This is a genomic window from Brevibacillus sp. HB2.2 (assembly GCF_013284275.1).
GTDB classification, from domain to species: domain Bacteria; phylum Bacillota; class Bacilli; order Brevibacillales; family Brevibacillaceae; genus Brevibacillus; species Brevibacillus brevis_D.
Genome location: NZ_JABSUV010000069.1, coordinates 1 through 11,994 on the forward strand (window position 1 = coordinate 1; position 11,994 = coordinate 11,994).

Here is an 11,994-nt window from a genome sequence, read left to right on the forward strand (position 1 = left end):
ATCCCGGAAACAATCAGGAAGAAATGGAAACGAGTGTTTGTGTTTTTCTAAATAAACGGAGCCTTTTTCGACAAGGGCTTTTTTTTCTGCCAACTGCGAAGCACTGTCGAATAGAAAGAGAAAAAGGTGGGAAAGGTGATAGCAGTGCCTTATTTTTTCCCACTTTTGGGTCATTGCTTATGAATCGTATTTGATGTAAACTGCCAATTGAGAGAAAAACAATAGAGAAATGTTGGAAAAACAACACTACCTAAATTCAGATCAGACCCAATCTGGTTTAGGTCGAGGAGAAGAACCCATGAGTGTAATTAGAGAGATCATTGAGGGATTATTCATCGGATTTACTTCTGCGGTGGGCGTAATCGGCACATACCAAACACTGGTTTCTTGTGCAGGCCTGTTCCGCAAAAAAGAGCAAGTAACATCTGAGCCGCAAAAGACGTTTGCTGTGCTCGTGGCTGCTCACAATGAGAGCGCCGTAGTTGCTCCGCTTATTGAAAACCTGAAGAAACTCGACTATCCACGTGAAATGTACGACATCTTCGTCATTTGCGACAACTGTACAGATAACACGGCAGAAATTAGTCGGGCGCATGGTGCAATTGCATGTGAGCGTTTTGACACATCCAAGCGTGGGAAAGGCTACGGCATCGAATGGATGCTGGAGAACCTCTGGGCAAGACCTAAGCAGTACGACGCTGTCGTCATGTTTGATGCTGACAACTTGGTTGAGAAAAACTTCCTGAAAGTAATGAATGACCGTCTTTGCAAAGGGGCTCGTGTAATTCAAGGTTACCTCGACTCCAAGAACCCGTTTGATTCCTGGATTACGCTGTCCTATGCGGTTACCTACTGGTTTACAAACCGTATGTGGCAGCTGGCTCGTCACAATTTGGGACTGCCGAACACTTTGGGCGGAACTGGCTTGTGCATTGAGAGCAACCTGCTCAAAGAAATGGGTTGGGGAGCAACCAGTCTCACGGAAGACCTGGAATTTGCAACACGTTGTATTGAACGCGGTATTTACCCGACTTGGGCGCATGACACCAAGGTCTGGGATGAAAAACCGATTGACTTAAAATCGTCTATGCGCCAGCGTTTGCGTTGGATGCAAGGGCACTACGATGTGGCAGGACGCTACATTCGAGCTGTATTGTTTAATGGATTGAAGTCAAGAAAGCTGGGAATGCTTGACGCAGCCTTCTACCTCTTCCAACCGATGTATGTGCTGATGGTGACGATGATGTCGGTATTGTTCTTGGCAAGATTTTTTGATATCGGTACGCTGACAACAGTATCCACGATCTTGCCTACATGGCTGGTATACGGTTCTACTGCCGTGTTCTACCTGTTGCCGCTCTTGGCTCTCTACTTGGATAAAGTACCGTGGAAGGGGTATTTCGGGCTCCTCTTGCTGCCATTCTTTTTCCTGACCTGGCTTCCGATTATGTTTTACGCGTTCTTTACGAAGAAAAACCAGGAGTGGAGTCATACCTCTCACACACGCGCGATTCGTATCGAGGAGATCCAGCAATAGCGAAGTAAACAAGCAAAAACCACAGGGGGAATATTCACCTGTGGTTTTCCTATTATCTTAAAGTAGCGAGACCGTTGCCGAATTTGGTATAATGACGTGATCAAGCAAGTAGCGTTCGCCAACGGGATTAAGGCACCAGCGCCAGACGTAGCGGTGCCCATAGGAGGAAAACAGCAATGAAGCTCGCGACAGATATTCACAACAACGACGTCCCATTGTTGTGGGGCGATAAACGATACCATACATGGAATTATCATTTAAGAGGGACTTTTCACGAAAAGATTTTCAAGGTTCCACTGGATGGCGGTTTTAGTTGCCCGAATCGGGATGGGAAAGTAGCGACAGGCGGCTGCACGTTTTGCAGCGCGAGAGGATCTGGAGACTTTGCCGGTGACCGCAGAATGGATCTGGAAAAACAGTTCCATGATGTGAAAAACCGCATGCACGAGAAGTGGCCACAAGCCAAGTATTTGGGCTTCTTCCAAGCGTACACAAATACGTATGCGCCTGTGGAGGAGCTGCGGGAGATGTACGAAGTCATCCTCCAACAAGAAGGCGTAGTTGGACTCTCCATTGCCACACGTCCTGACTGCCTGCCAGACGACGTCGTGGAGTATTTGGCTGAATTGAATGAGCGCACATATTTGTGGGTGGAGCTTGGTCTCCAAACAGTCCATGAGCACACAGCCCAGTTAATTAATCGAGCGCACGATTATCAATGCTACGTGGACGCTGTAGAGAGGCTGCGCAAGCACAACATCCGTGTATGCTCTCATATCATCTATGGATTGCCAGGAGAGAGCCACGAAGAGATGATGCAGACGGCAGATGCTGTAGCACATCTGGATGTGCAGGGAATCAAAATACACCTGTTGCATCTGCTGCGCAAAACGCCGATGGTGAAGCAATATGAAGCAGGTCTATTGGAATTCCTATCGCAGGAAGAGTACACGAAGCTCGTTGTAGATACATTGGAAATTTTACCTCCAGAAATGATTGTCCATCGAATCACAGGGGACGGACCACCTGATCTCTTGATTGGACCGATGTGGAGTCGTAAAAAGTGGGAAGTTCTGAATGGCATTGACGCAGAACTGAAAGCGCGGAATAGCTGGCAAGGAAAGTTATTCGTACCACGCACGTAAAAGTCATAGCAACAAGCAGGGAGCCTTTTTAAGGGCTCCCTTTCTTTTTTAAAGATTGCGAATCAGATTTCTCGCACGCTTCGGGTAATTCGTGATCAGACCATCTACCTCACAGTCAATGGCTCGCTGGATTTGCCGACCAGTATTTACCGTCCAGCTCAAAACTTCAAAATGATGCTGCTTTGCTTGTTTGACCAAGTCTTCCGTCAATTGATCATAAGGGACGTGCAGTTGATCAGCACGATATCTGCTGGCTACTTCCCAAGGCTTGACGAGTGGTCCCACGTATAAAAGTCCTGTTGTTTGCCTGGCATCCAATTGCTTGATTCGTAAAAGGCTGTCGAAGTTAAATGTTGAAATGATGGTTCGCTCTGTTAACTGATAACGTCTGATTTGTTCGATGACGAGCTCCTCTAAGTGAGGTTGATCGAGGAAAAAATTTTTCATCTCGATGATGAAGCGCAGTGGTGAGTCGACAAACGACTGGAATACCTCCTGTAGGGTTGGAATGTGTGCTTTTGGTAGTCGCATAGACGAGCCTTTATCTGCTCGAAGCTGACGGAGTTCACGCAATGTGTAGTGGCGAACCAAACCGGAACCATTGGTCGTGCGTTCCAGGTTATGGTCATGAATGACAACCAGCTTATTGTCACTGCTGAGCTGAACGTCTAATTCGATCCCATTGGCTTTTCGTCGGACGGCTCCTTGAAACGATTCCATCGTATTTTCCGGAAACAGGCCGGAAGCGCCACGATGGGCATAGATAAGTGGGGGCACGAGGGCTTCCTCCCTTCTCGAGCGTGTCATTACCTTCTACTATCATATGTAAAGGGCCCCTCGATACGACCTGACATGAGAGGCATCTCCAGAAGTCTATCCGATTACGACGAGTACGATGACCAAAAGGACAAAGAGGACAAGGATCAGGGCAAAATTGTTATTGCAGCTCACAAAAAACACCCTCCTTCCCGCACATGAAGCACCTACTCTCATGGTATGAAGAACCGGTAAATATGACCCAACAGAATGCCCACCTGCTGTTTTTTTGTGCATGAGGAACGCTTTTTTATACAGATTGGCAGATGACGGCCTTACTCGTTTTGCTACAATGAGAGGAGGAGTATTGCAGGGGAGGATGAAGACCGTGATAAATGTTGTAGGCGCACAGGAGGCTGGCGACCTGATCATTGATCGACAAAATGGCCGCGTAAAGCTGCACGTGTATGAACCATCACAAATCGAGCAGTGGGATCGGGTCATGAAGGAGCTGGCTGAAGAGTCAGAGGCTACAAAAGTGATTGTGTACGGGAAGAAACAAGATATTCCACAATGGCAATCCCTGGGGTACGAGCTTGAGGGAACCATTGATGGTTTTTTTCAAGGGGAAAACGCACAGATGCTCACCTGCTATCTGACAAAAGAGCGGGCTACCTCTGGTGCAGAAAAACTTGCCGAGGAAATTCTTACGTTGAGCCTGTCAAAAGCGGGGAGTACGATAGAGAAATCATTACCAGAGGGATACAACCTGCGTGAAGCAACGGAGGCAGACACGAAGGAATTGGCGTGTTTGTATGGACTGGTATTCGCGACGTATCCTACACCGATGAACGACCCGTCCTACATTCGCAAAACCATGCAGGAAGGTACCATCTACTATGTCGTTGAATTTGAAGGCAAGATTGCATGTGCTGCATCAGCTGAAGTATCCGAACGATTTGGTTCTGCGGAAATGACGGATTGTGCGACCCATCCAGACCATGCAGGGAAAGGCCTCCTCCAACCACTGTTTATCGCGCTGGAACAAAGGATGGAGGAGACGGGGATTTACTTTTTGTACACCTTGACCCGGGCACAATCAGCAGGAATGAATGTGACGGCTGCCAAGATGGGCTATGCATACCGAGGACGGCTGATTAACAATTGTACGATCTTTTCAGGCTATGAAGACATGAATATATGGGTAAAGCCACTTCGCCCGACGAGGGATTAACAGGCTACCTGTTTGTAGGATACAACTGCTGTTGCAGACGTCGGGCCATCAAGGCCAATTGAAGCTGCCAGCGTTGATGAGCATCCTCCAGGCGGTAGCCTGTTTTTTCTTCAATTTGGGTCAACCGGTACTTGAGTGTATGTCGATGGATATACAAGGCTTGCGAGGTCTGTAGCCCGTTTCCATTCTGAGCCAAATACACCTCAAGGGTTTCGAGAAGCTGTTGATTGTATTTCGTATCATAGCGAATTAATGGTTCCAGCAATGGGTTCCACAGACGCAGCAAGCTTTCTTTTTCACGATGGTACGGAAACAAAAACTGATAGCCCTGCATATCCCGGTATCGCAAAATTTGCGGGGATTGGGCCAATAGCGGGTACGCTTGTAGAGCAAACATCGCTTCTTCGGAGGCACTGACGACGTTTGGCAATTGCTCGCAGGGATTGCTCAAGGCGATCTGTAGGGCAAGTTCAGGGTGCAGCCCTCTCCAGCGGGAAGTAAGCTGTTCCAACAGGCGTAGGCTCGTCTGATCATCCGGCAAAATAAACAAGAGGCAATGCGGTCGTTCGCGCAGCAAATAAGAGCGCTGATGACGGTCGCTAAGCCTCCGCATCAACGTAATAACACTTTGATGCATGTCTCCGAGCATCGTCTGATCGGCTACCTCTACACGAACAGCGACACAAAGATGATGACCAGTAAGCGGGTACCCCAGCATGCGACAACGGCTCTCCAGCTCCGTATGGGTCATCTGCTGCCCATTCAGCAACTCCTCCACAAAATCCCCTTTTAACCGCCATTCCGTTGCGGCTACTGCTCTTTCCTTTACATATTCGAGTGCACATAAGGTAGAGGCATGCTGTAGAGCGACGTCATCGAGCTCTTTCCAGGCGTGCTCGGGCTTCGTTAAGGTCAACGTGCCAAAATGCTCGCGATTGGCGCGAATCGGTACACGATGCGCGATTTCCTGAGACTGATCAAGCGGAAGTGCTTCCGAACTGCCATGCTGTGTGACTTCAAAACCTAATGCATCGACGAGCGACACGACGCCTCCAGTAAGTGCTGCAAGCTCTCCAGCAATGGCGGGAAGGCCTCCCTTGGACAGGGCAGCATCAATCATTCGGTTATGAATCGCCGAGGAATAGGCCAGCGTTTCAAATTGCCGATTCATGATCGGCTGCAAAATGGCTTTGGTTATGGTGGAGAAGTTTATCTCCGTGGGAATTTCAATCAATGGAAGTTGATAGTGATCCGCCAAGGTCAAAAACGTCTCGGGAATTTCCCGTAAATAAAAGCCCGTATGAATCGCAACGCCACTCAGCTTTTGCTTCGCCAACGAAGGAATAAAAGAAGCGAGTTTTTCTGTATGCTCAGCCAGTCCAAATCCGGTTGTTATCAAAAATTCGCCTTCTTGCAGGCGACTCGTATCCTCCAGTACCTCGACAATTGTTACCCAACGAATCGGATTGTCGAGTCCGCCTGCTCCTGCGATCAGCCTGGTGTGAACCATATCCGGCAGTTGTAGTGCTTCTCTTATCGTGATGGTCATCAGGCATCTCCTCCAAAAGCTCTCGGTAAAGGTTCTCTTATACAAAATGTACAAAAGATTTTGTCTCTTTTCCATGTTTTTTTGCCAGCACGTAGGATGGCTCTTGCGTGCTGGTCAGCTAGGATAGAGGTAGAGAATAAGCGAGGTGGCGACGAAAATGACGAAAAGCTATGTAATCAAGCCTGAATTGGGCAAAGAGTATCCGGTTATTTCTCACGGAAAAGGCATCTATCTTTACGATAAAGAGGGGAATCGTTACATCGATGGTTCCAGTGGAGCGGTGACGGCAAGCATTGGTCATGGTGTAGAAGAGGTGGCTGAGGCGATGTATGCGCAAGCCAAGGAAGTTTCCTTTGTATACCGCTCGCATTTCAGTAGCGATGCTGTGGAGAAGCTGGCTACAAAGCTAGCAGAGTGGGCACCAGGCTCTCTGAACTGGACGTTTTTTGTCAGCAGCGGTTCGGAAGCAACGGAGACAGCACAAAAAATTGCGATTCAATACTGGCAGGAAAAAGGAAGACCAACGAAAAATCGGATTATCTCCCGCTGGATGAGCTATCACGGGATTACAATGGGCGCACTTTCGATGTCTGGGCACGTCTTGCGCCGAAAGCGTTTCACCCCATTATTGGCTGACTATCCGGCGATCACAGGACCATATCCGTATCGCAAACCAGAAGACATGTCCCTCGAATCGTATGCGCTTGCATGTGCAAACGAGCTGGAGACCGCAATTTTGCGCGTAGGACCTGAGCAGGTAGCGGCATTCATCGCAGAGCCTGTCATCGGGGCTTCTGGGGGAGCGGTCGTGCCGCCAGACGGTTACTTCCAACGTATTCGCGAGATTTGTGATAAGTATGAGGTTTTGTTTATCGCAGACGAAGTAATGACAGGAGTAGGGCGTACGGGGAAAGCGTTTGGGATCGACCATTGGGGCGTCGTACCTGACTTGATGACATTGGGCAAAGGCATGAGTGCCGGTTACACGCCTATGGCTGCTACGATTGTCTCGGACGAAATCATTGAGACGATTACAAAAGGCAGCGGCTCGATTATGGCAGGACATACGTATAGTGCTAACCCACAATCCGCTGCTGTTTCTCTGGCTGTCCTCGACTATGTAGAGAAGCATCAGCTCGTCGAAAAAGCGGCAGAACAAGGTGCCTATTTGCTTGCCCGCCTAAAAGAACTGGCAGACGAACTCCCGTTGATCGGAGATGCACGTGGTCTTGGCATGCTGTGTGCGCTGGAATTTGTGAAAAACAAGCAGACGAAAGAGCCGTTTGCGCTTTCCCAAGGAGTAGGCGGGAAGGTCATTCAAAAAGCATTTGAAAAAGGCCTGCTTATTTATCCGGCAATGGGCGGGATCGAAGGAGTGGCAGGAGACGCTGTCATCATCTCACCTCCACTGACCATTACTACGGAGCAAATCGATGAACTGATAGCTCTGCTGAAAGAAGCGGTGATAGCTGTTCAGCAAGAGCTCCAGGACAAAGCACTGATCGGATAGAGAAGGAGGAACGAGGATGACAAACCGATTTGAAAAGGTCGTCTCCCTGTCCGAAGCGCTCACCCATTTTCGCGATGGGATGACGCTGTTGGCAGGGGGATTCGGTGGGGTGGGCAACCCGCCTACATTGATTCAGGGAATTTTGGACAAGGGCGTGCGTGATCTGACGCTGATCAGTAACGATACTGCTTTCCCGCATATCGGAATAGGTAAGCTGGTGACCGAAAAGCGCGTCAAAAAAGTGATTGCTTCTCACATTGGCTCAAATCCGAACGCAGGGGCCCAAATGACGGCTGGAGAGCTGGAGGTAGAGTTCTGCCCGCAGGGGATACTTGCAGAGCGTGTACGGGCAGGTGGAGTCGGCCTGGGAGGCATTCTCTCGGATGTCGGCATCGGGACGATCGCGGAAAAAGGGAAGCAGAAGGTCGTTCTGGATGGAAAGGAATACTTGTTGGAGACACCGCTCACTGCCGAAGTGGCTATCGTACATGCGAAAAAAGCGGATCGCTTTGGCAATTTGGTGTTTGATACTAGTGCACGCAATTTCAATCCGTTAGTGGCGATGGCGGGCGACATTACCATCGTGGAGGCGGATGAGATAGTAGAGGTAGGCATGATCGACCCGGAAGAAATCGTCACCCCGGGCGTTTTCGTGAACTTTATCGTCCAAAGTGAAGGGGTGAACTGGCAATGGGCATGGGAGAAGTAAAAGAAACCGAGAGCTATCGTGAACGTATTGCCCGCCGCGCAGCATTGGAAGTGGAAGACGGCATGATTATTAACTTGGGAATCGGTATTCCAACGTTAGTTGCGGATTTTATCCCAGCTGAGAAACGGGTGATGTTTCACGCGGAGAACGGCATCCTCGGTACAGGACCAAGCCCTGCGAAAGGCGAGGAGAACGCCATGCTATGCAATGCGGGCGGTTTTCCTGTCACGCTTGCCACAGGGGCATCCTTTTTTGACAGTGCGACTGCTTTTGCCATCATCCGCCGTGGACTATTGGATATGACGATTTTAGGAGTCTTGGAAGTAAGCCAAAATGGTGACATTGCCAACTGGATCGTTCCAGGCAAGCGTGTCCCTGGCATGGGTGGAGCTATGGAGCTGGCACAAAAGGCCAAGAAGGTCATGGTTGTGACCACGCATCTGGATAAAAACGGACGTTCGAAAATCGTTCGGGAATGCTCACTGCCGTTAACCGCGACAAAAGCTGCGGATTTGATCATCACGGACATGGCTGTAATGGAGGTCATGCCAGATGGTTTGTACCTGCGAGAAGTCATGTATCCATACAGTGTCGCTGACGTGATTGGAGCAACGGAAGCCGAACTCAAGATGGACGGAGAGGTTGGCGTTTTCCGCTAAGCAAAGACAAATCCATGGAACGGGGGAAAAACATGGCAAACTGGCAGGTGCTTATACGGGAGCAGTTGGAAAAAGATCGCGAGGCCGCTGTTCAACTGCTACAGCAATGGGTAAAAAGCCCGAGTGTACAAGGAGAAGAGCAATCCATTCAACAAAGTATTGCAGAGCTTTTGGAGCAGATGGGGCTGGCCGTTGACTTATGGGTCATGGAAGGCGATGAGCTGGTGTCACATCCGTATTTTGTCTCCCCGCGTACGACGTTTGAAAGCAGCCCGAATGTCGTCGGTGTGTGGAAGGGACAAGGAGATGGCCGGTCCATCATTCTAAACGGACACGTGGATGTAGTGCCCGCGGGTGATCTGGCACAGTGGAGCGATGATCCGTTTAGCGGGAAGGTTGAGGACGGCAAGCTTTACGGGCGTGGAGCAACCGACATGAAGGGTGGAAACTTATCTTCCCTGTTGGCGATCCAAGTCCTACAGAAGTTGGGTGTGCAACTGAAAGGCGACGTCATTTTTCAAAGCGTCGTAGAAGAAGAAAGCGGTGGTGCAGGCACATTGGCGACGATCATTCGTGGTTACAAGGCGGATGCTGCCCTGATTCCAGAGCCGACCAATATGAAAATTTTCCCGAAGCAGCAAGGCTCCATGTGGTTCAGATTGACCGTCAAAGGCCGTTCTGCTCACGGAGGGACACGCTACGAGGGAGTCAGTGCCATCGAAAAGAGCATGCTCGTCGTTCAAGCAATTGGTCAACTGGAAAAAGAGCGTAATGATCGACTCGACGATCCGCTTTACGCCAAGCTGCCCATTCCAATCCCGATTAATCTGGGGGTGATTGAGGGAGGCAAGTGGCCTTCGTCTGTAGCTGATCTCGTCAAGCTGGAAGGAAGGATGGGAGTTGCCCCAGGAGAACAGATGGACGATGCCAAAGCGGAAATGGCGGCAGCACTGAAAAAGCTAGCAGAGGTCGACCCGTGGTTTGAGGAGCAGCCTGTTGAGCTGGAGTGGTTCGGAGCTCGTTGGGTTCCGGGAGCAGTGGAGCTCGATCATCCGTTAATGGATATTTTGCAAGCGCAGTTTGAAGCTGTGACAGGAGATCGTGCCATTGTGGAAGCATCGCCTTGGGGAACAGACGGCGGTTTGTTGACTGCTTTGGCCAATACGCCAGCGATTGTTGTTGGACCTGGCGTCACACAGGTTGCACACTATCCGAATGAATACATCGTGTTGGATGAGGTGTTCCGTTGTGCGGAGATCTTTGCGCTGACGTTACTGGAATGGTGCGGTGTGGCTGAAAGTGTGAAAGAGTAAAGATATCCAAATATTTCAAAATCGAGACAGGAAGGCACGTGTATGAGGGAGAATGATAGCAAGGTGAACGCCAATCAATGAGGGTGGGGATATGCCGATGAAAAAAACGTGCTTTATCGGGGGAGAATGGGTGCCAGCTACTGTTCATGCACCCCTACTCTCTCCATGTACGGGTCAAGAGATTGCACAAATTTCGCAAGCAGACTCATCATTGGTTGAAAACGCAATTGCTGCGGCCCACGAAGCGACTGCCGTCATGCGGCGCCTTTCTGCCTATCAACGTGCCTTCCTGCTTGAAAGAATCTCAATTTTGATGAATGAACGCTTGGAGGAAGCGGCGCGGATCATCGCAATAGAAGCGGGGAAGCCAATCAAAACAGCCCGTGGTGAAGTGATTCGAACCATTCAGACGTATAAGTTTGCGGCAGAGGAAGCCAAACGCCTCCACGGAGAAACCGTGCCACTCGATGCAGCGATCGGGGGAGAGGGACGCTTGGCTTATACCGTGCGTGAACCACTGGGAGTTATCGGGGCCATTACACCCTTTCCTTTTCCGATGAATCTCGTTGCCCATAAGGTCGGACCTGCTCTCGCTGCTGGCAATACCGTAGTTCTCAAGCCAGCATCGCAGACACCGCTTAGCGCATTGTTTCTCGCAGAGCTCGCAGAGCAAGCTGGTGTGCCTGCTGGCGCTCTCAATGTGATCACGGGTAGTGGGGCGAGCGTTGGCGATCAAATTGTGTCTGATCCGAGAGTCAGGGCGGTGACCTTTACAGGGAGTCCAATTGTTGGGCTGGATATACGCAATCGAGCGGGAATGAAAAGAGTCACGCTCGAGCTGGGATCGAATTCGGCAGTGATCGTTGATCGCGATGTGCAACTGAATGAAGTGATTCCCCGATGCGTTTTTGGCGCCTTCGCCTACTCTGGGCAGGTATGTATGTCTGTGCAAAGAATTTATGTGGTCAAAGAAATCTATCAGGATTTCGTCCAACGTTTTGTTGAACAAACACGAGCACTACGCGGTGGTGATTCGCTTTCTGAGGACGCGGACTATTCCGCTATGATCAATCCACGGGAAACAGAACGTGCGATGGAGTGGATTCATGAGGCACTCCTACAAGGAGCGCGTTTGGAGTGTGGGGGACAGATCGTGGATCGGATGCTCCAGCCTACGGTGTTGACGGGTGTACCGGCAAATGCAAAAGTATCTTGTCAGGAAGTACTCGGCCCTGTCGTTCTCATCAATCCAGTGGAGTCGGTCCGGCATGGCATTACGTTGGTCAACGATTCCCGCTTTGGATTACAGGCTGGTGTCTATACCAACAATTTGTCGTTGGCTTTGGAAGCGGCAGAAGAGCTGCGCGTTGGCGGGGTGATGGTAAATGATATTCCGACATTTCGCGTGGACCATATGCCCTACGGTGGCGTAAAGGAAAGCGGACTTGGTCGGGAAGGGGTCAAATACGCGATAGAAGAAATGACGGAATTGAAACTCGTTGCCATCAAGCGATAAAAGAAATGAGGAAAGAGCTCTTGCAAATCATAGTAGAGTTGTGATATAGTTAATATTGTTGAAATA

11 protein-coding genes are annotated in these 11,994 nt (G+C 49.8%); 8 read left to right on the forward strand and 3 right to left on the reverse strand.

Features of this window, described 5'->3' with window-relative positions; translation table 11 throughout:
- The first annotated feature begins 298 nt into the window (after window positions 1–298).
- Both HP401_RS28795 and mnmL read left to right on the forward strand, forming a co-directional pair.
- Complete coding sequence (locus HP401_RS28795; RefSeq protein ID WP_012685793.1) at window positions 299–1,537, forward strand: glycosyltransferase family 2 protein; 1,239 nt, start codon at window positions 299–301, stop codon at window positions 1,535–1,537.
- Between the two features lie 176 nt (window positions 1,538–1,713).
- On the forward strand, window positions 1,714–2,682 hold the full coding sequence (gene mnmL / locus HP401_RS28800; RefSeq protein WP_012685794.1) for a tRNA modification radical SAM protein MnmL/YtqA: 969 nt from the start codon (window positions 1,714–1,716) through the stop codon (window positions 2,680–2,682).
- 48 nt (window positions 2,683–2,730) lie between these two features.
- On the opposite strand, the gene HP401_RS28805 is transcribed toward mnmL, so the two are convergent.
- Both HP401_RS28805 and yjcZ read right to left on the reverse strand, forming a co-directional pair.
- Window positions 2,731–3,459 (reverse strand): glycerophosphodiester phosphodiesterase, encoded by a 729-nt coding sequence (locus HP401_RS28805; protein ID WP_173607526.1) that lies wholly within the window; start codon window positions 3,457–3,459, stop codon window positions 2,731–2,733.
- A gap of 96 nt (window positions 3,460–3,555) precedes the next feature.
- Window positions 3,556–3,870 (reverse strand): sporulation protein YjcZ, encoded by a 315-nt coding sequence (yjcZ, locus tag HP401_RS35765; RefSeq protein ID WP_375140443.1) that lies wholly within the window; start codon window positions 3,868–3,870, stop codon window positions 3,556–3,558.
- On the opposite strand from yjcZ, the gene ablB reads away from it, so the two are divergent.
- Window positions 3,818–4,672, forward strand: a complete 855-nt coding sequence (gene ablB, locus HP401_RS28815; protein WP_173607528.1) for a putative beta-lysine N-acetyltransferase — start codon at window positions 3,818–3,820, stop codon at window positions 4,670–4,672. The two genes, yjcZ and ablB, sit on opposite strands and share 53 nt — an antisense overlap.
- 4 nt (window positions 4,673–4,676) lie before the next feature.
- Here ablB and HP401_RS28820 read toward each other — a convergent pair whose 3' ends face one another.
- A complete protein-coding gene (locus HP401_RS28820; RefSeq protein ID WP_142496372.1) occupies window positions 4,677–6,221 on the reverse strand; it encodes a PucR family transcriptional regulator in 1,545 nt (514 codons plus the stop codon).
- Between the two features lie 157 nt (window positions 6,222–6,378).
- On the opposite strand from HP401_RS28820, the gene HP401_RS28825 reads away from it, so the two are divergent.
- From HP401_RS28825 to HP401_RS28845, 5 genes are all read left to right on the forward strand, one after another.
- Complete coding sequence (locus tag HP401_RS28825) at window positions 6,379–7,731, forward strand: aspartate aminotransferase family protein (protein ID WP_173607529.1); 1,353 nt, start codon at window positions 6,379–6,381, stop codon at window positions 7,729–7,731.
- A 16-nt stretch (window positions 7,732–7,747) separates the two neighbouring features.
- Entirely contained in the window at window positions 7,748–8,440 is a 693-nt protein-coding gene (locus HP401_RS28830; RefSeq protein ID WP_016739694.1) for a 3-oxoacid CoA-transferase subunit A, read from the forward strand.
- Complete coding sequence (locus HP401_RS28835) at window positions 8,422–9,099, forward strand: 3-oxoacid CoA-transferase subunit B (RefSeq protein ID WP_012685801.1); 678 nt, start codon at window positions 8,422–8,424, stop codon at window positions 9,097–9,099. The genes HP401_RS28830 and HP401_RS28835 overlap by 19 nt, the downstream gene beginning before the upstream one ends.
- Before the next feature lie 32 nt (window positions 9,100–9,131).
- The gene (locus HP401_RS28840) at window positions 9,132–10,412 is read left to right on the forward strand and encodes a peptidase (protein ID WP_173607530.1); all 1,281 of its coding nucleotides are present in this window, start codon (window positions 9,132–9,134) and stop codon (window positions 10,410–10,412) included.
- Between the two features lie 97 nt (window positions 10,413–10,509).
- Complete coding sequence (locus HP401_RS28845; protein WP_173607531.1) at window positions 10,510–11,928, forward strand: aldehyde dehydrogenase family protein; 1,419 nt, start codon at window positions 10,510–10,512, stop codon at window positions 11,926–11,928.
- Window positions 11,929–11,994: the final 66 nt, after the last annotated feature.